The sequence below is a fragment of the Bacteroides mediterraneensis genome, assembly GCF_900128455.1.
GTDB classification, from domain to species: Bacteria; Bacteroidota; Bacteroidia; order Bacteroidales; family Bacteroidaceae; genus Phocaeicola; species Phocaeicola mediterraneensis.
In genome coordinates, this window is sequence record NZ_LT635783.1 from 3,191,576 (window position 1) to 3,217,631 (window position 26,056).

Here is a 26,056-nt window from a genome sequence, read left to right on the forward strand (position 1 = left end):
AGTATTAAAGTTTTATTTTATTGAGAAGATACAAATGCCTTTTAATTTGTTGTATTCCCATCTTATGTATCAGTGCGAACAATGTACGTTGAAATAAAGTGTTGATTTTCGGATCCATCTTATTTAAAACCTCCCGGTAATTCATTTTTAGGAATTTTTCAGGCGAGACAAATAAATCCGGATGTTCCATTCTAACTTCTTTTACTTTGTCACAGCAATAGGTTCTATTAGCGTGTAAATGAAACCAAACTGGACCTGTAAACATTACCTTGTAGGGATTATGGAACAGTTCCGTACAAGAATAAGTAAGTTTATCTGCAAAGCGTCTTGAAAAAAAAGTTTTCTCTGTTAATTTGAAGATTACAGTGTCACCTTCTCCATTATATGGAGGATGAATATTAAACCTGTCAAAGGGAACATACCATTGGTCATCTTTAAAAAGGTTCAGACCCGACAAAGCTATACATGCTGTACCTCGTAATAATCTCCATTTGGCATAACGGATATATGGATTAATAAAAATATTAACTAACTTATCTGGCAACATAAATATTTCAGGTCTATTCAATTTCACAGAAATATGTCTATATACTGAGAAATATATCATGAATAACCATCCCCACAAGTAGGTCGGTCTCCATTTTAAAGGATATTTCCCGGCACATACATCCCGCCATTTTTTTATCTCGTCAGCAAAGTATATTTGATCAGCATCTATCTTTACAGCATATTTATATTGCATTTTGGATAATCCAAAATTACATTGGTTGCAATATAGACGTGGCGAGTCGTCTGGTAGGGCCTTCGCATATTCAAACTCTTCATGGGTTAAATCAAAAGAAAGCACTTTGTGATTATATGCATAAACCTTAAGCTTATCAGGATACTGTTTTCTCTTTTTTTCTAAAACCGATTCCGTATCATCTGTGCAATCATTATAGACAACAATTAATTCATCTAATGCATCAATGCAAGAATCGATACAAGGTCCAAGAAGTCTTGCTTCATTTCGAGTTCTCATCAAACCTGATAAACCGTTTTTCTGATTAAGTCTATTCATAAAATTAACCTCTACCAATTAAAGTTCTAATTTTACAAAATAATGATACACAAAAACTCATTTTGTGTACAAGCAACCACATTAACAATTTTATTTTACGATTACAAAAAGAAGTGGGACAACTCAGTATGTAACGATGTGAGAGTGGATACATAGTTAGAAACCGATGATGTAGTTCAGGTTTTAAAACTAAATCTTGTTTGCATCTTAATATACGCCATGAAATCTCTTTTTCATATAAATTTAATACTCCATTGCTTTGAAAAAAGTTGATAGTATCTATATAAGATAAATATTCACTATTTCGTCTTTCTTCATTAGGATTATTCAAGATAGAATTTACATTTTCTCTATTGTAATAATATAAAGGAATATGTAAACTATATATTTTTTTAGCATAATAAAATAAGCGAACAGTTAACCAGAAATCCTCACAATTATTAATATCCTTTGGGATTTTTAAATTATTATCGACATACAAATTACGACTTACCAACATGTTACATAAAGAAGTAAAAGACAATATGTAGTTGCGCAGAATTTCTATTTTATCACTTTCTGTAGAAATAGCCTCTATTAAAAATGTTTTACCTAAGCCATGATATTCATAAAAACTGCACAATACAATATCAGCTTGAGTAGATACAGCCGTATTATACAATTTTTGATACATATTCTTATCAATCCAATCATCAGCATCCACAAATGTTATCCATTGTCCCTTTGCATTATCTAATCCTACATTACGAGCAGAACTTACACCTTCATTTATTTTATGGAAGACTCTTACCCGAGAATCTTTATTAGCATACTCATCACAAATTTTCCCCGAACAATCGGTACTACCATCATCAACCAACAGAACCTCTATATCTGTATATGTTTGAGACAAAATACTATCTATACTACGATTTAAATATTGGTCAACATTATATACTGGAACAATTACCGAAATCAAGGGATATTTTTTCATAACTTATGTTTAAATATTCATATTACGAATAGCATATTTATTTTATGATCAATTTCTTTGTACATCTAAAGATATATCCGTTTTTTTATGTTCTTTTTATAAATTGATATTTCTTATAAAATTTAGAAATTTAGAAAATAAACTATACGACATTAATGCATAAGTTATTCTATATTTTAATGAAAAACTATCTTTGATTAAATTATAGATATACTTCACTCTTTCATCTTTATACCAAGAACTTACATTTTGATAAATATGTTTTTGACAAATCAGTTTGTAATCACCAAAAATTCTTCTTTCAAAATCTTTTGAACGTACTTTTAGTTTTTGGTAAGATAGATATATCCTGTTTAAACAATATATTGAACTTTTTACATCAAGACTATACTTTAGAATGAAGTTATTAGGCATATAATACAGATATACGTCTTTGTCTATAACTCTCAATTCTTTAACTCGTTGCAAATATTGCATTACGAAAAGTGTATCTTCTCCTACTTTCATATTGGTATCAAAATCCAAGCCCTTACATAGTCTATTTCTAAATAATTTTCCCCAAACGACTCCAAAGATGGGAGCGCTTATATTTTTGGTATAGAACTCTGATAAATGATTTTGATAGAAGACACCGGCATGTAAGAACCAGCGATGATATTCCTTGTCTTCTTTAGCTTCATAATATGCTCCTACAATTAAATCTTCTGTAAAATATTTACAATCATCTGTAAAAGTATTCTTGGGTATTTCGTCGTCTGAGTCAATGAATGTAATCCATTCTCCTTTAGCATGGTTTAATCCGGTATTTCTGGCTGAACTTACTCCGCCATTCTTCTTATGAAAGACTTTGATTCGTTGATCTTTTGAAACATATTCATCACAAAGCTCTCCGGACCGGTCAGTGCTGCCGTCGTCTATCAGCAATAATTCCCACTCCTGAAAGGTCTGACTCAAGATACTGTCGACGCATCTATTAAGAGTCCTTTCTGCATTGTAAACTGGAACAATGATAGAAATTGAAGGATTCATTTTTCAAAGATTAGTTTTTAGAAATGAAAGAGACTGAGCTTGAAGGAACTGCAGCCGGTCTTGTACTTGATCGTAATCAATTGAGGACAAATTACCCATATATTCATCGGGAGACAAAATCAATCGGTCTTGTAAAGAAAATAATGTCAAAAGAGATTGGAAGCGACTCAATCCTCTTCCTTTATTTCCAATAGCCAGGAATTGTTTTCTAAAAATAATGGAAAAGGCACATCCGTGAAAGGAGTCAGTCAGAACAAAGTCGGCATCATCGAAGCTGCGGAGCCATTGCTCCACCGGCATTTTAATACGCTGCTCTAAGGGAAGAGTTTCATCATCAGTGTCATTGCTCATCCAAAATGGTGTTAATCCCTTTTCTTGGGCTATGCGTTCAACAAACGCTTCTTTTTCTTTAGTCCGGTCTATCATATAAACAAGCATATTGCCTTTTGATGGTTGAGTCTTGCCTTTCTTTATGAGAATCCTGTAGTCATCGACGGAAAGAAGCAGGGTAGGATCAAGTGCCTGAACTGCCTTGGTATCAAAATATTCTTGACAAAGCTGAACACCGGACGACTCGCGTACGGACACGGCATTGAATTTCTTTAGGAGAGACGAACAAAATTTTCTCTGCTCTTCTGTATATTCGCAATAATCTACACCGAACGAAGCAGCGTAAGCAACGCGCTTGATATCTGCATCACCTAAAAAAGACAAGAATGCTTCTTCTATTGGTTGATAGTACAAGGGGCGCCAAACTTGATCACTACCGACAACAATCGCATCAAAATGAGAAGCAATCTGAGCTATCCATTTTCTTTGGGTGTATTGATGAATATATCGGTGCATAAACTTGTTTGTGTTTTGTCTGATAATTTGATGAGGAGCCTTAAAAATAGCAACTTTCTTACCCAATACAACGCGTTTGAGTAAACGTTTACAAACTGCTAAAGGATATATGATATAATAAGAACGCCCATATTGAGGCCTTGTCAAAACCTGTACATCATGTCCCATCCATTCTAATACAGTCTGTAAGGCATAGCATTGTAAGATACCTCCATAATTAGTATGCAAAGGCAAAGTCAATATCGCAATCTTCATATAATTTGCAAAAGTTATCTATGTACTATTTTTCTTACGGTATCATATCCATTCTTACCAAGAATATTTTTTGCTGTTTGCTTAATCGTATTCTTGAATGCCAGTTTAGGGTCTGAAAAGATATTCAATATCTGCTCCAAAGCTTTACTTTCATCTTCAGTTTGAGTAAACACCTCTAATAGCATCGGTTTGTCTGTCATTTCTGGAGTAAGGAACCTATCTATTACAGCTTTGAACTCACTTTTGTTGCTAGCTACCAAATATTCGTATCCCAGATCTGTTGAAAAATCCTTTACCAACTTTCGTGACATATTACCAAAATGTCCTGCAGCACCTACATATAAGTCTGCTTCCTCTCCTAAAAAATAACAAGGATGATTGTAATTGCGAAACTCATTACCTTTTCCATTATTAATCAAAAGAATACGCACATTATTACCCACATGTCTGTTTCCGATTACATTTAAGTCATAAAAGAAGGCCAAGTCTCCAAAAATACCAATAAAGATTTTTTCAGGATGTATAAAGGAAGCCCCCATCATCGTAGACACTCCTCCATCTATCCCAAACCCTCCTACATTGCATTTGGCTTGTATACCAATTGGAAGTTTAAAAAAGTTCCATGATCTAAGACAATGATATATACCGAGGTGTAGTTCACAACCTTTAGGAAGTCTATTGTGCATTTGTTGTGCTATCCATACATTGCTGAAAGGTAGTTCTGGAAGTTTTTCTTTAACAGCCTCAACTTCTGCCGTCATGGCATCCAACAATTCCGTATGACTGACATTATCCTCTGCATATTTTTCAAAGAATTCTTCTTCAGGCATCATGAAAACACGTCGGAGGTTACCGAAAGTATCACGCAAAGCACCGTCTGGACTTACACGCCATGTGTGTTTCGCATATAGCTTATATTGGTCCCCAGAAACTTCACCTATATGAATACATAAATCCACATTGGCTAAAGGAGAATGCCATTGCTGCTGAGCACACACAATCTGATAGTGCACCTCATACTTTCCACGATAACCGCTTGTATGATCACACAACACCACGGAATCATAAGTAGCACAGAATCTGTCAACAGCTGCTGTAAGGCGATCAGAAAAGTCAGCATGCGCTCCTACAAAGATAATAATTTTGCTATTCTTGGGAATCACCGGAAGATTCTGATCAAAGACCGTATATCGGTAGATAGCATTGACATAAGGAATCTCCGTTACACCGCAATTCTGACTATATCGAGTATATAAATTAATGTGTGCCGGTCCACCACCATTGAGCTTCAATGCCAGTATAGCCTTGTTAGTTTCAACTTCACAAAAACGCTCATCTTCCTGATCCTTAACCATCGGGATGGTTACACTCTCTATTGCAATGTCATTTGGAAGATTCCGACGATCAATCTGCTGATCGATAAGATGACCAATTTGATAATTTCCACGTGTTGAGGTAATTGCAAGTACCGGCAATTTTCTATAATATGCTTCTGTCAGGCCGGGCATATAATTACGGGATGCAGTAGCCCCAGTGCAACTGATAACAACCGGCTCACCAGTTTCTGCCGCCATGCCACAAGCAAGATATGCGGCACTACGTTCATCAACCGATGACCAAATCTGAAACCAAGGGTCGTTTTCAATGCTGACTACAAAGGTCATATTCGTTGCTCCAGGAGATACAATTACACGATGTATGCCATGAGCTTTCAGCAAAGCAATGACAATCTGAACATTTCGTTCATCTGTATATTTGAACTTTGATTTCATTATAAATTTATCATTTAAGAGAAAACACACAAATAAAAAATTAAAAACTATAATCTATACCTTCAAAAGAAACAAGTGCAGATCCACCTGTCATATATATGATATCACCTAAAATAGTTTTACCCAAACCACTAACCAAGAATACTGCCATATTTGCAATTTCCTCTGGCAAAGCATAACGACCAAGTATTGTATCATTTGCCAAGCTTCTTGAAGTATCCTTTAACAACATCGGTGTCGCTGTAGGCCCCGGAGCAATACCGTTTACAGTAATTCCATACGGAGCAAAAGCTCTTGCTAATCCCAATGTAAGCCCCCGAATACCCCACTTAGATAACATATATGCAGAAACTGCAGGTCTAAGGCTCGATGAAGAAGCTATATTCAATATATTACCTTCTATTCCATTTTCTTTCATATATTTACCGAATAACTGCGATAAAAAGAAAACTCCCCTAAGGTTCGTATTCATAACATTATCATATTCTGTTACAGATGTCGTACGTATATCTCCCCCCAATATCCCTGCATTATTTACGAGAATATCAATATGACGTCCACCTATTAGCGATATCGCATTTTGAAAAGCCTGTTCAAATGTATTTACTTTGGTATTGTCCAAGACAATACCAAATATTCTCTCTTTATATGATTCAGCAAGTTTTTCACAAGATATTTTTAGTCTTTCATCGTTACGACTTGTTATGATTACAGTTGCACCGCTATCAAGAAACGCCTTTGCTATACAAAATCCGATTCCACTTGTCCCCCTGTTATTAAAGCGTAACGGCCTTTTAACAATTCATTTGGTGCCAATGTTACAATTGTGGGTGTAATTTTTCTGACCGGAACCCCTTTAACAATGAAATGCAATCCTCGTTTAAGATATTCTTTGAGTGCCATTACTTATTTAATTTAACTATAGTTATAAGCTTATTAGATATCATTTCCCGCTCTGTTTCTTCCAAGCCCAATACATATATTACAGATATAGTTGAAAAAAAACTGATAATACAGATTACACACAATCTAAGAAATCCTTCCTCAAGAAAATACAACACTAATAATGGCATTACAAAAGAAACAACAGAGACTATACTAACCTTCAGAATAACATTGAATATATATAATTTTATCGGAAAGTCCATCAGACCTCTTGCAATGTAGGCTCTGACAAAATTTAAAAGGAAATAAATGACAATGTATATTATATACGTAGCTTCAGGAGGAAAACCCAATTTAAAAGCAATCCATGTCAATGGAAAAACAAAACAGCCAGTAACTGTTATCCAAATTTGATATCTTTTTATGTTTCCTGTGGCCTGTATAGCTGTGAGCATTGTGTTGCCCAACAAGGTTATTAATGTACCGAATAACATCAATCGTAAAAATGTCGGTGCATACTCAGGAACAGTCTTTAGCCAAAGATGTAGAATATAATCAGTCTCACATACAATCGGTACGGCAAATATCAAAAGGAGAAAATAAGAAAAACGGGCACCACGGCAAACTAACTTATTCATATATTCTCTATCTCCTGAAGCATACGATTTTGTGATTTGAGGATTGATAGCTACCGTAAAATTACCCACAAACTGCATGACCGCATTTTGTACCTGTGAAGCAACCCCTTTTGCAGCGTTGAGTGTAACTCCGAAAAAGATATTGATGAGCATATCTACTCCTTGCGTGTTGAGCATATAGGCAGTATTACCAAAAAAACTCCAGCCGGCAAAACCAGTCATTTCTTTTATCAAAGGTCTATCACATATAAACTCATAGTGACTTTCAATAAAGTGTTTATTACAATACCATCCATATATCAATCGCATTATCAAAGAAACCACAACAAATAATACGGCATAGCTTATAAGTTTATCATAGGGAGAGATGAAAAGCATGTAAACTATAGCCAACTTCAAAATAGTTTCCAAGATACTCATATATGCAAAGACGGACATCCGTTCATGAGCTATAATACAAGCATTATAAGGAACACTAATGAGACCGATGGCAAATGACAAAAGTGAGCATTGAAAAACCCAATTGGCAGCAACCAATCTACCTGCCGGGATATTCAATTTGTGATTGACAAACCAAACTCCTATACATTCGGCGAGTATCACAATAATCAGTGCTATACCGATTTGAATGTTTACACTTGTAGAAAAAATCCGTTTTAACTTAGTGATATCACCATGCCCCAGCTCGTATGTGATAAAGCGACTAATGGACGAAGAGAGGGAACCAGAAATGACAGAAAACATGCCGACGACTCCACCCACCACATTACTAATACCAAAATCGGAAACTCCCAACGTGTTCAATATCACACGGCTTGTATATAGTGACACCAACATTGTAAATAAAGTGCGCACATACAGCATCAACGTATTCTTGGCAATCCGCTTGGTATTTTCCGACTGTGAGGTCATAGCTGAAAAAATTACGGTTTCTACTACTGAATATACTCCGGATCCACCTCCACGGCTGCCGTCAGGAGATTAGGCAGTTCCACGAAAAGATGTTTTGCATGCGCTCCCTGTATCTTCTGCAAATATCCTTCGTAGCCATCCAAAGGGCCGCCCACGATTCTCACCTTCTTGCCAACCATGGAAGGCTTTATTTCCTCCGGAGTATAGAAACAAGGAGCACTCATGGTACTTACCGCCTTTATGAAACGTTCCATCTCCTCCGTTCTCACCGTCATGGGCATGCTCATCCCACCTCTGACAAAGCGATATTGAAGAGTGGGTATCTGCTCCACAATAGGGTCGAGAGTCTTGCGTGAATCGTAAACGAACAACAAATCTTGCATGAAAGGAACCAGCTGAGGAATCCGCTTGCCACGACGAACAACGGTTTTCCACACCATAGGCGTAAAAAACCTGATATTCAATTCATCCAGCAGTTTATATGCCGGACACTTGGCATTGCTTCTCTTCAAGTCGCGCATGACGAACCATTGAGGCAATGTCTTTGTGTCTGTAGGCGACTGCAAATCATTGGTTTGTAGATTGCCCTGACCAGGCTGACAGAAGTCTTTCATAGTTCAATATGGGGTATACTCTCTAATCCTGCAAGCTGTAATAAATCGCTAAACAACAAGCAGTTACAACACACCTTATCAGAAAAATAATATTCCTCCCCTCACATTTTCTCCCAATCTTCTCCATTTCATGAGCAAGAATGAGATTCTCTCTTTTGCAATCATAAAGATTATCTCCTAAGATGAGATAATGGACTACCAATTAATCATTAAATATCAAATAATTAAGCATTTCAGACCAACTATTTTGGTCAACAAATCAGGATTCTTTTGAATACAAGTATAAAACTGACACATAGAACTAATGTTTATCTACAAAATATACAACTAACTAGAACTTAATTTACAGCCATTCAATTATCCAAACTCAATAAACGAATTTTTTAAAACTTCATGGGATAATCTCTGTCCCATAGTGTGGTTTTTATATCCCACAGTGTGAAATACAAATCTCACACTGTGGGATATATATTTCACAGTGTGGGACAGAGAATTTTCTTATAGATTCAAGGAAATAGATAGGAAGAAAAAGGATTTTCTGAAAAGGCAGAAACAGGTTCCCGCCATTGGTCAGACCGAATCAATGGCGGGAATCTTGTCAGAAATCAGATGTGACGGTACGGCCTCCATTAACGAACGTGAGGCGTTCGAAAAATGTATAAATTATGAATGAAATAAAGATTTAAAAATACTTGAATATAAATTTAATTTCCTATCTTTGCCGCGATGAAGACTGTCTCATCTTAGGAGATATCCCATTTATACACAAGCATTTAAAGGTCTCTCAGGATTTTCCGGTTGGCCCTGTCCACCTCTTCCGACTTGATGGAATCCAGGTAAATTTGCGTAGTGGCTTCCGAATCGTGCCCCAACCCTTCACTGATGACAGACAGAGGTATGGATTTCCCTCTGGCTATTGTGGCCCAACTGTGACGGCTATAATACAAGGATAAAGGGACAGACAAACGCATGAGAGAGGCAACCTCCTTCAGGCTGCGGTTTATCTTCATCATCTGATTCTGATACTGACGGCGTTCGCTGCCGTCTTCACGGACAATCAGGGGAAGAAGATACCGGGTGGAATTGCCCTTGTACTTGTCTATGAGCGACTGCATCTGCCGGGTCCACTCTATGGTGAGCAGCTGGCCGGTCTTTTTCCGACGGTAAATGAGATAGCCGTTCTTCAAATCGCTCTTCCTGAGATAGGCCATGTCCACAAACGACATGCCGCGGGTGCAAAAACTGAAAATGAACATGTCGCGGGCAAAATCCAAAGCCGGCTTGAGGGACAAGTCCAGCTCTTTCATCTTTTTTATCTCGTCGAACGACAGGCATCGCTTCACCGTTTTGTCCATGCCGCAATACACGTGCTTGAAGGGATGGCAATCTTGCGTAAGCCCTTTTTCTACCGCCAGTTTGTAGTTCGTACGCAATATGCGCAAATAGAAGGAACTGGTATTCCGCACGACTCCCCGCCTCCGCAATTCCGCCTCATAAAGTTCCATCAACTCCGAATCGAACATATCGAAAGTCAAATCGACTCCTTGCCTGAAATTCATGAAGCTGTTAAGAGTGGCCTGGTAGGTCTCGCTGGAACGTATCTTCCCCAATTGCTTTTTACGCAGAATCTGGCTTCGGATGAAATGGAACACACTGTATTCCTTATTTATATAAGGATTGTATTTCCGTATCACCAGGTCGAGGTTCCATTCTTTTCCGGAACGCTCAAACGTATCGATTATCTTTCCGAGACGCCTGAGCTCCCATTCCACATTATAACGTATGACATGCAACTGGCCACATCGGGATGGGTCGGAGGTCGCCAATGCAATCCGTCCGGCAGTATCGTCCCATTCCTCCTTGTAAATCTTATATTCACTCTTGATTCTGCGGACCTTACGCCCACGAATCAACTGAAATATCAGTGAACCGGCCTTTCGTGGATCCACTGATGCCCTAAATTTTAGCTTGATGGATGTTCTTTTCATACTTTCCTTAGTACTTTTTTTGTTAATTACAATTTCTCAAAAAATAACCATTAGTAATAGCAATAAAATAATTGGGCAAGCCTTGACTTCTCTAAGTCTAGACTTGCCCCTGCACCTGAATGTATAATTTGTATTCCACTGATGAACAAACAAAAAAACGATTCTGTTTGTTCAACTTGCCAATTTACTCAACTTTCCGGCAATTCGACCACACCCAGTTTTTTCTTGCCGTCCATCTTGACGGAAAGCGGCTTCTCAAACCGTACCCAGCGGAGGAATTTCGTTTCTTCCACGGCGGGCATGCTGTCGAGCAATGCCTGATTGTAGATACCGTCGTTCATATAGGCATTGATGGTGAAATAGCCCACCCCGAACGAAGTCAGGTTCTGGAAGAAATGGGTGCCCTGACTGGGGTCTACCCGGTAGTTGGTCAGCCCGGCTTCCACGATAATCCGGGCTGCCGAAATGTTGGGCCATTTCACCGGTATACCAAGCCAGGTATCGCTGCTGCCCCAGCGTCCGGGACCCACCAGAATGTAATGCTTTCCTTCATCGAGGAAGCGGCGGTTGAGCTTTTCGATGTCGTAGGCTATCAGCTGGTTGTTGGAGGCAGAATAGCCTTCGGTCTTCACATAGATGACATCCTGTAGGTCGTCCATCACGCCATGCCCCAGTGAGTTTTCGCTCTTGAGCAGGAGCTTTTCTTCCGGCACCTGAGTCAAGTCTTCATCCAGCCCGGCTTTCACATCGACCATCGGACGGATTTGCAGCAGATAGAACACGCCGCTCTTGGTACGGGCATCCAGATTGACGGCAAACTCGATTTCTACCGGACGGCGCATCTCGCCCTGACCGTATTTCTGTACGAGCTGGAGAATCCGGGCCAAGGGGAAGACGTCGTGCTGGAGGATGTTGGCAAAGGTGATGAGCTTGCGCCCGCCGGGATAGATGCCGTCGCGTATCACCATGTCATACGGGTCGTAGGTCGAGGCGATGAAGTTCAAGGCGCCGTCGGCTTCGGCATCTTTCACATGGAGCTTCAGCAGGTTGAACCCGTCGTCGAGCGAGAAGTTCTGCCCCAGGTTTTTCAGGTCGAGGGCATAGAAGCGGGTCTGTGTCTCGCGCAAGGCGATTTCCATCTCGCTGGTCTGGAGCACCTGCGTGGGGTGGTACGGACAGACACGCAAGGTGAGGCCGCCGTCGACAATGTATTTCCCGAGTCCCAGCGCCAGGCTCACCGTGCCTTCTTCGGCCAGTTCGTCGTTGATGGGATAATAGTTGATGGAGCGGGCCACACCGGATATGGCCGGATAGTAACGGTCGCCATACTGGGTGCCGACCACTTCCTGAAGGATGACGGCCATCTTTTCCTGGTCGATGACGTTGCTGGTGGCTTGCATGTAGGCCTTGCTATCCTTATAATATACGGAGGCATACACGCCCTTGATGGCATCGCTCAGCATGCGGAGCATCTCGTACTTGTCGTCCAGATAGGGAATCATGTAGGTGGAATAGATGCCGGCAAACGGCTGGTAGTGGGAGTCTTCCAGCAGGCTGGACGAACGGATGGCAATGGGGGCCTTGACGGCATCGAAGAAGGCGAAAAAGTCTTCCACCAGACTGTCGGGCAGCTTGGCCCGGAGGAAAGCCTGCAGAATCACGTCGTCGGCGGCATCGCTCAAGGCTATCTGGTACAGCTGGTTGGAGTCCATGAACTCATCGAACACATCGGTACAGAGCACCACGGTTTTCGGAATCATGACCGAGGCGTTTTCAAACTCGTCGAACTCGGGATGACGCTTCACCATATTGTCGATAAAGGCCAGTCCGCGCCCTTTTCCTCCCAAAGAGCCGTCGCCGATGCGGGCAAAATTGGAATAACGGTCGAAACGGTCGCGCTGGAACACGGCCACCACGCCCTGGTTTTTCATCTTGCGGTATTTCACAATGGCTTCGAAAATAATCTGCCGGTGCGCATCAATGTCCTGAAGGGATTCCCACGTAATCTGTTTCAAGAACTCGGCCACCGGGAAGATGGCACGCGAATACAGCCAGCGCGAGATGTGGTTGCGGCTGATGTGGTAGAGGAAGGACTCTGCCGGAATGGCGAAAATCACGTTCTGGAGTTCTTTCAGGTTATGGATGCGGGCCACTTCCTTCAGGGTATGGGGGTCGCGGAAGATGAAGTCGCCGAAACCGAAATTGTCCGACACGGCTTCGCGCAGGTCGATGTTCATCTTCTTAGAGTTTTTGTCGATAAACACGGCATCCAGTTCCGGGGCATATTGGCGGTTGCTTTCTTCGGCCGACTGCAGAATCAGCGGGATGAATGGGTCGCGCCTGCGTATCTCACGCAGCAAGCTTACCCCTGCCTCCGCATCGTTTTCGCCTTCACGGGGGAAACGGGCATCGGAAATGACGCCCAGCATGTTGTTCTGGTACTTGTTATACAGGTCCATGGCTTCCTCGTACGAACGGGCCAGCACGATTTTAGGACGACCGCGCATGCGCAGCGTACGCTGGTGCTCGTTCAGGGCTTCGGTGGCAAACTCCTGGCTCTGTCGGAGCACGAACTTATAGAGATTGGGCAGCACGGACGAATAGAAGCGGATGGAGTCTTCCACGAGCAGAATCATCTGTACGCCAATTTCCTTGATGTCGTGCTCCAGGTTCATCTTGTCCTCAATCAACTTGATGATGGAGACCAGCAGGTCGGTATTCCCCAGCCAGCAGAACACGTATTCGAAAATGCTCAGGTCCTCGTGTTCCATCCGTTCCTTGATGCCATGCGAAAAAGGAGTCAGCACCACCAGCGGCAGATGGGGATACTCCCGCTTGATGTCGCGGGCAATGTCGAAGGTGTCACTGTTGTCGGAACCCGGCATACAGATGACCAGGTCGAACATGGTGTTGCGCAACTGCTCCCAAGCTTCCTCTCCCGTAGACACCTGGGTGAAACGGGGCGGATAGCGCAGGCTCAGGTTCATGTATTCATTAAAAATCTTCTCATCGATGCGGCCATCGTCTTCGAGCATGAACGCGTCGTACGGATTGGCCACCAGCAGGACGTTGAAAATACGCTTTGTCATCAGGTTGGCAAACTGCGTATCCTTGAAATAAAGCTGCCGGAGTTTAATTCTCAGGTTGTTTAGCATGGCATCTTCTTTTAGGCTTGTTCTTATTTATAAAAACAAAAATCGGAAATTCACCTGATTTTTGCAAATCTTTCTTGAGCGTTGGTGAAAAACTATCAAAATTCAAGCCGGCACACGAAAAATATGAGGAAAAGCTTTGTCAGTACAGGTAAATTCCTATCTTTGCATATACAAAATATTTCATTTTGTCAGACCTTAAATTATTTGATTATGGATATTAATAAGATCATGTCATCCCTGGAAGCCAAGCATCCAGGTGAATCTGAGTACCTTCAGGCAGTGAGAGAAGTATTGCTTTCCATCGAAGATATTTACAACCAGCATCCCGAATTTGAAAAGGCTAAAATCATTGAACGGCTGGTAGAACCCGACCGTATTTTCACTTTCCGCGTCACATGGGTGGACGACAAGGGGGAAGTACAGACCAACCTGGGTTACCGCGTGCAGTTCAACAACGCCATCGGCCCGTACAAGGGTGGTATCCGTTTCCATGCATCGGTCAACCTGTCTATCCTGAAATTCCTGGGATTTGAACAGACTTTCAAGAATGCGCTGACCACACTGCCGATGGGCGGCGGAAAAGGAGGCTCCGACTTCTCTCCGCGCGGAAAGAGCAATGCGGAAATCATGCGTTTCTGCCAGGCCTTCATGTTGGAATTGTGGCGCCATCTGGGTCCGGACATGGATGTGCCGGCAGGCGACATCGGTGTAGGCGGACGCGAAGTGGGCTACATGTTCGGCATGTACAAGAAACTGACGCGTGAGTTTACCGGAACGTTCACGGGCAAGGGACTGGAATTCGGCGGTTCACTGATTCGCCCGGAAGCTACGGGCTTTGGAGGCTTGTATTTCGTGAAACACATGCTGGATGCAAAAGGTATTGATATAAAAGGAAAGACGGTGGCCATCTCTGGTTTCGGCAACGTGGCCTGGGGAGCTGCTACCAAGGCTACCCAGCTGGGGGCAAAAGTAGTCACCATCTCCGGACCGGACGGTTACATTTATGACCCGGACGGCATCGAGGGAGAAAAGATTGACTACATGCTGGAACTGCGTGCTTCGGGCAACGACATCGTAGCACCGTATGCAGAGAAATTCCCGAGAGCTACTTTCGTGCCGGGACGCCGCCCGTGGGAGGTGAAAGTGGACATCGCCCTGCCGTGTGCTACCCAGAACGAACTGGACGGCGAAGATGCGCAGCATCTCATCAAGAACCAGGTGCTCTGCGTGGGCGAAATCTCCAACATGGGATGTACGCCGGAAGCTATCGATGCCTTCATCGAACACAAGATGATGTATGCGCCGGGTAAGGCTGTCAATGCGGGCGGAGTGGCTACTTCGGGACTGGAAATGAGCCAGAACGCCATGCACCTGAGCTGGACCGCACAGGAAGTGGACGAGAAGCTGCACCAGATTATGCACAACATTCACGAACAGTGCGTGAAATATGGTACGGAAAGCGACGGATATATCAATTACGTGAAGGGTGCCAACATTGCCGGATTCATGAAAGTGGCTCATGCGATGATGGCCCAAGGAATCGTATAAGCATTAAGAATCTTTAAATAACTCTAGAAGGAAAAGTAAAGTCTAAAATTTTACCGTATATTTGAAAGCTTTAATTTTAGCACAAAATCTCGTTTAGTTGTATTTGTATTTTGTATTGTAGCTTGCGCTATCCAGCCTGTGAAGGTCTGATAGCGCATTTTTTTTGTTTTTGCAAGAAGGGAAAGGATACAAAAAAAGGCCTTGCTCATGCAAGACCTCTTTAAGGGGTGACTAGTGGGACTCGAACCCACGACATTCAGAACCACAATCTGACGCTCTAACCAACTGAACTATAGTCACCATGTTGGTATGAAAAACGTTAAAAATGAAGGAGGGTGACTAGTGGGACTCGAACCCACGACATTCAGAACCACAATCTGACGCTCTAACCAACTGAACTATAGTCACCATGTTGGCTTCCTTTTCAAAAGCGATTGCAAAGGTAGAGGATTTTTTCGAAACTGCAAACATTTCATCGAAAAAATCACCTAAAATCTCAATATATCGCCTTTTTACCAGCCAACAGCGTATTTTTCATCAAAGAAACGATGGTCATCGGCCCTACTCCACCGGGTACGGGCGTAATGTAAGAGCACTTGGGTGCCACTTCGTCGAACTTCACATCGCCCGTCAGCTTAAAGCCTGATTTCTTGGAGGCATCGGGCACACGGGTGGTACCTACGTCTATCACCACGGCCCCTTCTTTCACCATGTCGGCTTTCACAAAATTGGGCTGTCCCATCGCGGCAATCAGGATGTCGGCTTCCTGGCACTCCTTCACCAAGTCCTTGCTCCGGCTATGGCATACGGTCACGGTGGCGTCTCCCGGCACGGACTTCTGCATCATCAGCATGGCCATCGGTTTACCCACAATATTGCTCCGGCCCAGAATGACGCACTTCTTTCCCCGCGTCTCAATCTGATAACGGCGCAAAAGTTCCATAATTCCATTGGGAGTGGCTGAAATATAGCACGGCAGCCCGATGGACAAACGGCCTACATTGATGGGGTGGAAACCGTCGACATCTTTCCGATAATCGATTGTTTCTATCACTTTCTGTTCTGAGATATGGGGCGGCAACGGAAGCTGCACGATAAAGCCGTCCACATCGGCATCAGCATTCAGTTCACGCACCTTCGCCAAAAGTTCCTCTTCCGTCACATCCGACTCGTAACGAATCAGGGTTGACTTGAACCCACACACTTCGCATGCCTTGACTTTTGCAGCCACATACGTTTCACTGCCTCCATCATGTCCCACCAGAATGGCAGCCAGATGAGGACGCTTGCCTCCTTTTGCCACTATATCGGCCACCTCGGCAGCGATTTCCTGTTTCACTTGCTCAGAAACTGCTTTTCCGTCGATTAATGTCATAAATACTCCTTTCCATTTTATGATTGATACAAATGTAGGAAATTTAAAGTAAAGACCTGCTTATTTTTCGGATTTTATAGCAATTATAACAGCAACGGAAGAATTCTTCCGGCCACAGGAAAGCTAGTCGATAAAAAAATATTAACTTTGCCACGTTATTATAATTATGCAAAGGAGAAAATTCGACATACTGTTTATAGCCCTAAGCCTGCTGCTGGCTTTCAGCCTATTCCCTGAAACGCATGCTGCCGAAACTCGCTTCACCGTCGTGATTGATGCCGGACACGGGGGAAATGACCCCGGAGCCATAGGCCGAAGAGGGAAGGAAAAGAACATCAACCTGAGCGTGGCGCTCAAATTGGGAAGGCTCATCAGGCAGAATTGCCCGGATACACGTGTGGTCTATACCCGCGAAAGAGATGTATTCGTTCCCTTGCACAGAAGAGCGGAAATAGCCAATGACGCGAAGGCCGACCTCTTCATCTCCATCCATACCAATTCGGTGGCTTCGCGAAACAAAAGTGTCAATGGGGCAGAAACGTACACCCTCGGACTGCACCGCACACAAGAGAACCTGGAAGTGGCAAAAAAAGAGAATGCCGTAATCCTCATCGAAAACGACTACAAGCAACGGTATGCAGGATTCAACCCGAATTCATCGGAAAGCTACATCATTTTTGAGTTTCTGCAAGACAAGAACATGGCACAGAGCGTCAGCTTTGCCACCTCTGTACAAAAGTGTTTCCGGAATGCCAACCGGACGGACAAAGGGGTGCATCAGGCCGGTTTTCTGGTGTTGCGGGCCACTTCCATGCCGAGTGTGCTGATTGAGTTGGGATATATCACCAATCCTACGGAAGAAGCTTACCTGATGTCGGAACAAGGCAGCTCAACCTTGGCCAAAAGCATCTATCGCGCATTTCTGAATTACAAGGGAGGCAAGGTTTCGTCCGCACAACTGGCAGCGGAACCGGACAGCTCCTACAAGCCCGAAGAAGAGGAAACCACTGTAGCATCTCAACCGCAAACACCGGCTGTTCGTACACAGGTCTCCTCCAAGCAGGATGTGACACGGGCCAGCGTAGCGGGAAAGCCGGTCTTCAAAATACAGATATTGACTTCCGACCGCAAACTGCCTTCCAAAAGCAGGCAGTTCAAAGGGCTCAGTCCCGTAGACAGCTACGAAGAGAACGGAATCATCAAATATACTTATGGGGCCGACACGAACTACAACAAGATTCTCCGCCTGAAACGCAACAAAGTGGACAGCAAATTCAAGGATGCGTTTATCATTGCATTTAAAGACGGGCAGAAAGTCAATATCAACCAAGCCATACGAGAATTCAAACGAAACAGATAAAAATAGAAGTAAAGTAAACTATATGAAGAAAGAAGTAAAAATCGGATTAGCAGGAATCGGCTCATTGTTGATTCTCTTTTTTGGCATCAACTACCTGAAAGGAATCAGTATGTTCAAGCCGGAGAGCTATTATTATGTGGATTTTACCGATGTAAACGGACTGGCACAGTCAAGTCCGGTATTTGCCAACGGCTACAAGATAGGTATCGTACGCGACCTTCAATACAATTACCAGAAACCGGGACATGTGGTGGTAGGTATTGAAGTAGATCAGGACATGCGCATCCCGGCTGGCAGCAAAGCGGAACTGGTGACTGAAATGCTGGGAACCGTCAAGATGAACATGCTGCTCAAACATGAATCGACCACTTTTCTGACCCCTGGAGATACAATTGAAGGCTCAGCCAATACGGGCATTCTGGGCAAGGCTGAACAGGAATTGCTGCCGAAGGTGGAACAGATGATGCCTAAACTGGATTCCATTCTGGGCTCATTGAACCAGCTGTTGGCCGACCCTGCCTTAAAAAACACTTTGCACAATGCGGAAAAGCTGACGGCCTCGCTCAATGCGACCAGCACGCAGCTGCACAGTTTGATGAGCAAGGACATCCCGCAGCTGACAAGCAATGTCACCACCATCACGGAAAACCTGAAAGGTATCAGTGAGAACCTGAAAGGGATTGACTACGCATCGACCTTCCAGAAAGTGGATTCCACTCTCCAGAATGTACACATGCTGACCGAAAGACTGAGCAGCAAGGATAACTCTATCGGACTTCTCCTGAACGACGATGCTTTATACCAGAACCTCAGTGCAACCTCGGCCAACGCGGCCTCTCTGCTGAAAGACTTGCAGGAGCATCCGAAGCGCTATGTACATTTCTCCCTGTTCGGAAAGAAAGACAAATAAAATATCTCCTCTTCATAAGCACAGGAAGGTATACATCCAGCAAATGCCTTCCTGTGTTTGTTTGAAAACGAAGCATTTGAGTTGCTCAGCTAAGATTTCCTCCAAATTACATTATATAGAAATAATCTAAATAATAAAGATGAGGACCCATAGGCTTCGACAAATTCGCAACCGCCTAATTCTCAAAGACAAGCATATTTGTCCAATGGAACATTCCGCAGCAAGGGCAGAATGATAAGCATCTGATAAATAGAAAATTATAAATTCACAAGAGAATTTCTTCTTATCAAATATTTAACAAATTCATAACTCCCTATTTATCAATGACTTAATTTATCAAGATAAAAAGCAAGGAAAATGGCATTTGTTTTTCTGAAATTTCATTACGAAATTTGCAAGCGTAGAAGTTTCGCTTTATTAATAACAACGCACGTATGATTGAACATAACCAAGCCGTTGCATTGTGGAACCGTTGTCTGGCATTCATCAAGGACAACGTGAATGCTACGGCTTTTAAAACATGGTTTGAGCCTATCGTACCTTTAAAATATGAGGATACAGAAAAGGCATTGACAATCGGCGTCCCAAGTCCTTTCTTCTATGAATATCTGGAAGAAAAGTACGTGGGACTGCTGCGCGCCGCCATCTATAAGGAAATAGGTGAAGGCACGGAGTTGATGTACTCTATCCTGACCGATAAGACCAACCATATTACTGTCAATATAGAAGGGACCAAACGCTCTTCTGCATTGCCGGAACAGGCTCCTGTGTACAATGGAAACAAGGCGCCTAATCCTTTGCAGGCTCCGGCACCACAGGATCTGGACCCGCACCTGAACCCGAACTACAACTTTGAGAATTTCATCAAAGGTAACAGCAATGAGTTCTCCAGAACGGTGGCGGAAACTGTGGCTCAGAATCCGGCACGCACTTTCAACCCCTTGTTTATCTATGGCCCGTCGGGGGTAGGTAAGACTCATCTTATCAATGCCATTGGTACAAGAATCAAGGAATTGTATCCGGAGAAACGTGTGCTGTATGTATCAGCTCATCTTTTTCAGGTGCAATATACAGACTCCGTGCGAACCAACCACTTCAATGATTTCATTAGCTTCTACCAGACAATCGACGTGTTGATCATTGATGATATACAGGAATTTGCAGGGGTAACCAAAACGCAAAACACGTTCTTCCATATTTTCAACCATCTTCACCAGAACGGAAAACAGCTGATTCTGACTTCCGACCGTGCACCTGTCATGCTGCAAGGTATGGAAGACCGCTTGCTCACTCGCTTCAAATGGGGATTGGTGGCTGAACTGGAGAAGCCGGATATCGAACTCCGGAAAAACATCCTGCGCAACAAAATTAAACGTGACGGACTGGTGATTCCGGAATCGGTTATCAGCTACATTGCGGAAAGCGTGAACGAAAGCGTGCGTGAGCTGGAAGGTATTGTCAACTCCTTGCTGGCGCAATCTATCTTGTTCAAACGTGAAATCGACCTCGACTTGGCACAGCACATTGTGAGAAAGGCGGTGAAGTGCGCAGAAAGCAAACCGATGACGGTGGCCGATATCATCACAAAGGTGTGCGAACACTACAAGATAGATGAGACGGCTATCCACACCAAGACACGCAAACGGGAAGTGGTACAAGTGAGACAGGTAGCGATGTATCTGGCAAAGAAACATACGGATACGTCTTCTTCCAAGATCGGTCAGCTTATCGGAAACAAAGACCATGCCACGGTGTTGCACGCATGCAAGATTGTAAAAGACCAGGTGGACGTGGACAAATCGTTTAAGGCTGAAATCGAAGAAATAGAAATGAGTCTTCGAATGAGATAAAAAAACAGGTGGCTTGATTTTGAAGCCACCTGTTTTTTTTATACCGGCTATCTCTCAATCATCGAAGCCTTGCCGTTTCAGTACTTTCTTAAGGCCTTCCGACATGTATTCATTGTCGGACTTCTTGTAACGGATATCTGTAAAAATCTGAGCCAGCGTTTCTGTATGGTTGATTTCTACAAAATGCTTGTTCTCCGGCAGACTTTCCTTATAGGCATAGATATCGTCAATTTCGGAAGGGGTATAGTCGTGATACTGCTCTTCGTGGATAATCCCCCGGATGGGCAAACGGTCGGGTTGGTCCGGACACTCATCGGGGTAACCTACTGTAATGGTGGCCACAGGCACCACAAGCTTCGGAAGCTTCAGCAAATCAATAATCTGTTCAGGATTATAGATAGTGGTTCCCAGGTAACAGATGCCCAACCCTTTCTCTTCGGCCAGGGTACAGAAATTCTGCGTCACCAACAGGGTATCACTCGCCGCATTCAGAAAAGATATCAGATTATTATATCCCGGCACGGCCTTCCGTTGTTCACACCACTTGCTAAAACGGTTAAAATCGGCACAGAAAGTAAGTACGACTGGAGCTGAAGTCACCATCGGCTGGTTAAAATGAGCAGGTGCCAGACGCTCCTTCATTTTTGCATCGCGGGTCACCACCACACTATATAATTGCATATTGCCCATGGTGGACGCCCGGAAGGCTTCCTCCAACAACTCATTGAGCAACTCAGCAGGAATGTCTTCCTGTTTATACTTGCGAATTGTCCGTCTGTTTTTTATTGATTCCATAATATATCGGCTTTATAGATTGTCTACAAAGATAACAAGAATCGGTGAAAATCCCTACTTTTATAAGACATAAGAAACAAGCTGAAAAAAGCAAAGTTTTCCAAAACGGAAAACTTTTCAATACGTCAAATTTTATAATACACTAATTATCAGATATCTAATATTTTAAAATAGAAAACCACTCACACTGTTGATAACTTCTTACTTTTTTATTTTGCGAATTAAAAAAACATCTTTAGCTTTGCAGACGTTTGTTAGAAATAAAACGACCTTCTACATTTTGCGACTTATCATTTTATTGCGAACAAACTTATTCATATACAAACAACCGTGGAAAAGAAAACGTATAGCTACGATGAAGCTTATAATGCTTCGTTGGAGTATTTCAAAGGAGACGAACTGGCAGCTCGTGTTTGGGTAAACAAATACGCTGTGAAAGACTCATTTGGAAACATCTATGAGAAATCGCCTGAGGACATGCATTGGCGAATTGCCAATGAGGTGGCTCGCATAGAAGCAAAATATCCTAATGCTCTCAGCTCTCAGGAACTTTTCGATTTGCTCGACCATTTCAAGTACATCATACCGCAAGGTAGTCCGATGACGGGAATTGGCAACAATTATCAGATTGCGTCGCTGTCCAACTGTTTTGTAATCGGACTTGACGGAAATGCCGACTCGTATGGTGCCATCATCCGCATTGATGAAGAACAGGTACAACTGATGAAACGCCGTGGGGGCGTAGGACATGACTTGTCGCACATCCGCCCGAAAGGTTCTCCGGTGAAAAACTCGGCCTTGACTTCCACCGGACTTGTTCCTTTTATGGAACGCTACTCCAACTCTACACGTGAGGTTGCTCAAGACGGACGTCGCGGTGCACTGATGCTGACTGTATCAATCAAGCACCCGGATTCAGAAGCGTTCATCGATGCCAAAATGACGGAAGGAAAAGTAACTGGGGCTAACGTTTCCGTGAAACTGGACGATGCCTTCATGCAGGCTGCCATTGAAGGAAAGCCTTACACGCAGCAATATCCGATTGATTCGGCCAACCCGATGGTCGCCAAGGATATTGATGCTTCGGCACTGTGGAAAAAAATTGTACACAATGCATGGAAATCGGCAGAGCCGGGGGTGTTGTTCTGGGATACCATCATTCGTGAGTCTGTACCCGACTGTTACGCCGACTTAGGTTTCCGCACGGTTTCAACAAACCCTTGTGGCGAAATTCCTCTGTGTCCGTACGACTCTTGCCGTCTGCTGGCCATCAACCTGTATTCATACGTAGTAAATCCATTTACTCCGGAAGCTTACTTTGATTTTGAACTGTTCAAGAAGCATGTGGCATTGGCACAGCGCATAATGGACGACATCATCGATCTGGAACTGGAAAAGATTGAACGGATTTTTGAAAAAATAGATTCTGACCCTGAAAGCATGGAAGTGAAAGGGACAGAACGCCACTTGTGGGAAAAGATTTATCGTAAATCGGGCTTGGGACGCCGTACGGGTGTAGGTATCACGGCTGAAGGTGATATGTTGGCTGCCATGGGACTGCGTTATGGTACGGAAGAGGCTACTGAATTCTCTGAAAAAGTACACAAGACCATCGCCCTCGAAGCTTACCGTTCTTCCGTAAACATGGCCAAGGAACGTGGGGCTTTCGAAATCTACGACGCAGAGCGTGAAAAGAACAACCCGTTCATCAACCGTCTGAAAGAGGCCGACCCTGAATTGTACGAAGAAATGAAGAAGTATGGCCGACGGAACATTGCCTGCCTGACGATTGCACCGACAGGAACTACCAGTCTGATGACTCAGACTACTTCGGGTATTGAACCGGTATTCATGCCTGTGTACAAACGTCGCCGGAAAGTCAATCCGAATGATACAAACGTTCATGTAGATTTCGTGGATGAAACTGGAGATGCATTCGAAGAGTATGTAGTGTTCCATCACAAATTCCTGACTTGGATGAAAGTGAACGGCTACGATCCAGACAAACGCTATACACAGGAGGAAATTGACGAACTGGTAGCTAAATCACCGTATTATAAAGCCACTTCCAACGATGTGGACTGGCTGATGAAGGTGAAGATGCAAGGACGTATCCAAAAATGGGTGGACCACTCCATCAGTGTGACCATCAACCTGCCGAACAACGTAAGCGAAGACCTCGTGAACCAGCTTTATGTAGAAGCTTGGCGTTCTGGCTGTAAAGGTTGTACCGTATATCGGGATGGCTCCCGTGCCGGCGTACTGCTTTCAACAAAGAAGAAAGACAAGAAAGAAGAAGAGGAATGCCGCTGCAAACCGCCTCAGGTAGTGGAGGTACGCCCGAAAGTGTTGGAAGCCGACGTGGTACGTTTCCAGAACAACAAGGAAAAATGGGTGGCATTTGTCGGTCTGCTCGATGGAAGACCTTACGAAATCTTCACTGGTCTGCAGGATGATGAGGAAGGCATCGTATTGCCGAAATCTATTACCTCCGGACGTATCATCAAGAGCTACGACGAAGACGGTACCAAACATTACGACTTCCAGTTCGAAAACAAACGTGGCTACAAGATGACCATCGAAGGACTTTCTGAAAAGTTCAACAAAGAATACTGGAACTATGCCAAGCTGATTTCGGGTGTGCTCCGCTGGAGAATGCCGATTGAACAGGTCATCAAGCTGGTAAGTTCTCTGCAACTGGATAGCGAAAGCATCAACACGTGGAAGAACGGAGTGGAAAGAGCCCTGAAGAAATACGTGCAGGACGGTACTGAAGCCAAAGGCGTGAAATGTCCGAACTGCGGCCATGAAACCCTGGTATATCAGGAGGGCTGTCTGATTTGCAAGACTTGCGGTTCTTCACGCTGCGGATAAGAATTTATGACATTCGAGTGAATTACTCAACCATATCGGGCATGAATCTGGCAAGAAGCTTTGAACAAGCGCCGGATTCATGCCTCTCTTATATCCCCTTCAACATGAAACAATCTGAAATGTACATTCACCTGAACGGACTGAAAATCTATGCCTTCCACGGCGTACTCCCTCAGGAAAACAAGGTGGGTGCCGAATTCACCCTCAATCTGCGGCTAAAAACGGATTTCAGCCGCGCATCGCAAACAGACGACCTGAATTATACGCTCAATTATGCAGAGGTGTTTCAGGTGGTGAAAGAAGAGATGCAAGTGCCTTCCCGCCTACTGGAACACGTCGTCCAACGCATTGCCGAACGGTTGTTCCGGGACTTCCCCACCCTTACGGAAGTCAAGATTGCCTTGTTCAAGCAGAATCCTCCCATGGGGGCAGACTGTAGGGAAACCGGAGTGGAATCAACTTACACCAAAAACTAACGCGATATGAAGAAACTTGTGATTTTTGACTTAGACGGAACTTTGCTAAACACGATTGCCGACCTGGCCGCGGCTACCAATTACGCCTTGACTCAATTCGGCTATCCTACTCATCCGACCGACGCCTATCGCTTTTTTGTAGGCAACGGCATCAACAAACTCTTTGAACGGGCACTTCCCGAACAGGAAAGGACTCTGGAAAACGTCATACGCATCCGTTCGAAGTTTGTCCCCTACTACAATATCCACAATGCAGATTTAAGCCGTCCCTATCCCGGCATCGAAGAACTGCTCAACCTGCTGCAACAGCATCATCTCCAGCTTGCCGTAGCCTCCAACAAATATCAAGAAGCCACCGCCAAACTCATCGGACAATATTTTCCTGCCATCCATTTCACGGCAGTTTTCGGACAGCGGGACAACGTACCGACCAAACCAGATCCTCAGGTGGTAAATGAAATCATACAAATGGCCGGAGTAAGCAAAGAAGAAGTGGTCTATATCGGCGACTCCGGAGTGGACATGCAGACCGGACTCAACGCAGGAGTCACCACCATCGGAGCATGCTGGGGTTTCCGGCCGAAAAGTGAATTGGAGGAATTTCACCCGGATTTGCTGGCGGAAAAGCCTGAGGATATCAGCCATTTCCTGCAATTATCCAATATCTAATATCACAGCCCGCGCATTCACACCACAATTTACGGGCATAAAAAAACGCCTTTACGTTCTATGCCAGACGTA

General features: G+C 43.5%; 19 protein-coding genes and 2 tRNA genes. 7 read left to right on the plus strand and 14 right to left on the minus strand.

What is annotated here, in order from left to right:
* Positions 1 to 4 precede the first annotated feature (4 nt).
* The 10 genes from BQ7480_RS13600 to BQ7480_RS13650 all read right to left on the minus strand — a co-directional run bounded on the left by BQ7480_RS13600 (position 5) and on the right by BQ7480_RS13650 (position 14,127).
* On the minus strand, positions 5 to 1,060 hold the full coding sequence (locus BQ7480_RS13600; protein WP_072543297.1) for a glycosyltransferase family protein: 1,056 nt from the start codon (positions 1,058 to 1,060) through the stop codon (positions 5 to 7).
* A gap of 4 nt (positions 1,061 to 1,064) precedes the next feature.
* Complete coding sequence (locus tag BQ7480_RS13605) at positions 1,065 to 2,033, minus strand: glycosyltransferase family 2 protein (protein ID WP_072543298.1); 969 nt, start codon at positions 2,031 to 2,033, stop codon at positions 1,065 to 1,067.
* A gap of 96 nt (positions 2,034 to 2,129) precedes the next feature.
* A complete protein-coding gene (locus tag BQ7480_RS13610; protein WP_072543299.1) occupies positions 2,130 to 3,062 on the minus strand; it encodes a glycosyltransferase family 2 protein in 933 nt (310 codons plus the stop codon).
* A gap of 3 nt (positions 3,063 to 3,065) precedes the next feature.
* On the minus strand, positions 3,066 to 4,163 hold the full coding sequence (locus BQ7480_RS13615) for a polysaccharide pyruvyl transferase family protein (protein ID WP_072543300.1): 1,098 nt from the start codon (positions 4,161 to 4,163) through the stop codon (positions 3,066 to 3,068).
* Positions 4,164 to 4,177: 14 nt separating this feature from the next.
* Complete coding sequence (locus tag BQ7480_RS13620; RefSeq protein WP_072543301.1) at positions 4,178 to 5,935, minus strand: thiamine pyrophosphate-binding protein; 1,758 nt, start codon at positions 5,933 to 5,935, stop codon at positions 4,178 to 4,180.
* 40 nt (positions 5,936 to 5,975) lie between these two features.
* Positions 5,976 to 6,737, minus strand: a complete 762-nt coding sequence (locus tag BQ7480_RS13625) for an SDR family NAD(P)-dependent oxidoreductase (protein ID WP_317043169.1) — start codon at positions 6,735 to 6,737, stop codon at positions 5,976 to 5,978.
* A 100-nt stretch (positions 6,738 to 6,837) separates the two neighbouring features.
* Entirely contained in the window at positions 6,838 to 8,370 is a 1,533-nt protein-coding gene (locus tag BQ7480_RS13630; RefSeq protein ID WP_072543302.1) for an MATE family efflux transporter, read from the minus strand.
* A gap of 23 nt (positions 8,371 to 8,393) precedes the next feature.
* Positions 8,394 to 8,891: a UpxY family transcription antiterminator gene (locus BQ7480_RS13635; protein WP_072544044.1), complete on the minus strand. Its 498-nt coding sequence runs from the start codon at positions 8,889 to 8,891 to the stop codon at positions 8,394 to 8,396.
* 866 nt (positions 8,892 to 9,757) lie between these two features.
* Entirely contained in the window at positions 9,758 to 10,972 is a 1,215-nt protein-coding gene (locus BQ7480_RS13645; protein ID WP_072543304.1) for a site-specific integrase, read from the minus strand.
* 188 nt (positions 10,973 to 11,160) lie between these two features.
* Positions 11,161 to 14,127, minus strand: a complete 2,967-nt coding sequence (locus tag BQ7480_RS13650) for a PEP/pyruvate-binding domain-containing protein (protein WP_072543305.1) — start codon at positions 14,125 to 14,127, stop codon at positions 11,161 to 11,163.
* Between the two features lie 210 nt (positions 14,128 to 14,337).
* Here BQ7480_RS13650 and gdhA point away from each other — a divergent pair, with 210 nt between their 5' ends.
* Positions 14,338 to 15,675: an NADP-specific glutamate dehydrogenase gene (gdhA, locus tag BQ7480_RS13655; protein WP_072543306.1), complete on the plus strand. Its 1,338-nt coding sequence runs from the start codon at positions 14,338 to 14,340 to the stop codon at positions 15,673 to 15,675.
* A 226-nt stretch (positions 15,676 to 15,901) separates the two neighbouring features.
* On the opposite strand, the gene BQ7480_RS13660 is transcribed toward gdhA, so the two are convergent.
* The 3 genes from BQ7480_RS13660 to folD form a co-directional block, all read right to left on the minus strand.
* Positions 15,902 to 15,975: transfer RNA gene (locus tag BQ7480_RS13660), tRNA-His, on the minus strand.
* A 34-nt stretch (positions 15,976 to 16,009) separates the two neighbouring features.
* A tRNA-His gene (locus BQ7480_RS13665) sits at positions 16,010 to 16,083 on the minus strand.
* An 88-nt stretch (positions 16,084 to 16,171) separates the two neighbouring features.
* Positions 16,172 to 17,050: a bifunctional methylenetetrahydrofolate dehydrogenase/methenyltetrahydrofolate cyclohydrolase FolD gene (folD, locus tag BQ7480_RS13670; RefSeq protein ID WP_072543307.1), complete on the minus strand. Its 879-nt coding sequence runs from the start codon at positions 17,048 to 17,050 to the stop codon at positions 16,172 to 16,174.
* A gap of 166 nt (positions 17,051 to 17,216) precedes the next feature.
* Here folD and BQ7480_RS13675 point away from each other — a divergent pair, with 166 nt between their 5' ends.
* The 3 genes from BQ7480_RS13675 to dnaA all read left to right on the plus strand — a co-directional run bounded on the left by BQ7480_RS13675 (position 17,217) and on the right by dnaA (position 21,170).
* A complete protein-coding gene (locus BQ7480_RS13675; protein ID WP_072543308.1) occupies positions 17,217 to 18,410 on the plus strand; it encodes an N-acetylmuramoyl-L-alanine amidase family protein in 1,194 nt (397 codons plus the stop codon).
* A 22-nt stretch (positions 18,411 to 18,432) separates the two neighbouring features.
* On the plus strand, positions 18,433 to 19,320 hold the full coding sequence (locus BQ7480_RS13680; RefSeq protein WP_072543309.1) for an MlaD family protein: 888 nt from the start codon (positions 18,433 to 18,435) through the stop codon (positions 19,318 to 19,320).
* 434 nt (positions 19,321 to 19,754) lie between these two features.
* On the plus strand, positions 19,755 to 21,170 hold the full coding sequence (dnaA, locus tag BQ7480_RS13685) for a chromosomal replication initiator protein DnaA (protein WP_072543310.1): 1,416 nt from the start codon (positions 19,755 to 19,757) through the stop codon (positions 21,168 to 21,170).
* A 54-nt stretch (positions 21,171 to 21,224) separates the two neighbouring features.
* On the opposite strand, the gene BQ7480_RS13690 is transcribed toward dnaA, so the two are convergent.
* On the minus strand, positions 21,225 to 21,965 hold the full coding sequence (locus BQ7480_RS13690) for an NADPH-dependent oxidoreductase (protein WP_072543311.1): 741 nt from the start codon (positions 21,963 to 21,965) through the stop codon (positions 21,225 to 21,227).
* 330 nt (positions 21,966 to 22,295) lie between these two features.
* Between BQ7480_RS13690 and BQ7480_RS13695 the strand changes: the two genes are divergently transcribed.
* From BQ7480_RS13695 to BQ7480_RS13705, 3 genes are all read left to right on the plus strand, one after another.
* Positions 22,296 to 24,839, plus strand: a complete 2,544-nt coding sequence (locus tag BQ7480_RS13695; protein ID WP_072543312.1) for an adenosylcobalamin-dependent ribonucleoside-diphosphate reductase — start codon at positions 22,296 to 22,298, stop codon at positions 24,837 to 24,839.
* A 104-nt stretch (positions 24,840 to 24,943) separates the two neighbouring features.
* Positions 24,944 to 25,315, plus strand: a complete 372-nt coding sequence (gene folB, locus BQ7480_RS13700; RefSeq protein ID WP_072544045.1) for a dihydroneopterin aldolase — start codon at positions 24,944 to 24,946, stop codon at positions 25,313 to 25,315.
* 6 nt (positions 25,316 to 25,321) lie between these two features.
* The gene (locus BQ7480_RS13705) at positions 25,322 to 25,984 is read left to right on the plus strand and encodes an HAD family hydrolase (protein WP_072543313.1); all 663 of its coding nucleotides are present in this window, start codon (positions 25,322 to 25,324) and stop codon (positions 25,982 to 25,984) included.
* Positions 25,985 to 26,056: the final 72 nt, after the last annotated feature.

Excerpts from the sequence above, each read along its gene's own strand:
- BQ7480_RS13600 (WP_072543297.1), bottom strand. The coding sequence starts at position 1,060 with ATGAATAGACTTAATCAGAAAAACGGTTTATCAGGTTTGATGAGAACT.
- dnaA (WP_072543310.1), top strand. The coding sequence starts at position 19,755 with ATGATTGAACATAACCAAGCCGTTGCATTGTGGAACCGTTGTCTGGCA.
- BQ7480_RS13705 (WP_072543313.1), top strand. The coding sequence starts at position 25,322 with ATGAAGAAACTTGTGATTTTTGACTTAGACGGAACTTTGCTAAACACG.
- BQ7480_RS13615 (WP_072543300.1), bottom strand. The coding sequence starts at position 4,163 with ATGAAGATTGCGATATTGACTTTGCCTTTGCATACTAATTATGGAGGT.
- BQ7480_RS13690 (WP_072543311.1), bottom strand. The coding sequence starts at position 21,965 with ATGGAATCAATAAAAAACAGACGGACAATTCGCAAGTATAAACAGGAA.
- folD (WP_072543307.1), bottom strand. The coding sequence starts at position 17,050 with ATGACATTAATCGACGGAAAAGCAGTTTCTGAGCAAGTGAAACAGGAA.
- BQ7480_RS13630 (WP_072543302.1), bottom strand. The coding sequence starts at position 8,370 with ATGACCTCACAGTCGGAAAATACCAAGCGGATTGCCAAGAATACGTTG.
- gdhA (WP_072543306.1), top strand. The coding sequence starts at position 14,338 with ATGGATATTAATAAGATCATGTCATCCCTGGAAGCCAAGCATCCAGGT.
- BQ7480_RS13645 (WP_072543304.1), bottom strand. The coding sequence starts at position 10,972 with ATGAAAAGAACATCCATCAAGCTAAAATTTAGGGCATCAGTGGATCCA.
- BQ7480_RS13610 (WP_072543299.1), bottom strand. The coding sequence starts at position 3,062 with ATGAATCCTTCAATTTCTATCATTGTTCCAGTTTACAATGCAGAAAGG.
- folB (WP_072544045.1), top strand. The coding sequence starts at position 24,944 with ATGAAACAATCTGAAATGTACATTCACCTGAACGGACTGAAAATCTAT.
- BQ7480_RS13680 (WP_072543309.1), top strand. The coding sequence starts at position 18,433 with ATGAAGAAAGAAGTAAAAATCGGATTAGCAGGAATCGGCTCATTGTTG.
- BQ7480_RS13605 (WP_072543298.1), bottom strand. The coding sequence starts at position 2,033 with ATGAAAAAATATCCCTTGATTTCGGTAATTGTTCCAGTATATAATGTT.
- BQ7480_RS13675 (WP_072543308.1), top strand. The coding sequence starts at position 17,217 with ATGCAAAGGAGAAAATTCGACATACTGTTTATAGCCCTAAGCCTGCTG.
- BQ7480_RS13620 (WP_072543301.1), bottom strand. The coding sequence starts at position 5,935 with ATGAAATCAAAGTTCAAATATACAGATGAACGAAATGTTCAGATTGTC.
- BQ7480_RS13635 (WP_072544044.1), bottom strand. The coding sequence starts at position 8,891 with ATGCGCGACTTGAAGAGAAGCAATGCCAAGTGTCCGGCATATAAACTG.
- BQ7480_RS13650 (WP_072543305.1), bottom strand. The coding sequence starts at position 14,127 with ATGCTAAACAACCTGAGAATTAAACTCCGGCAGCTTTATTTCAAGGAT.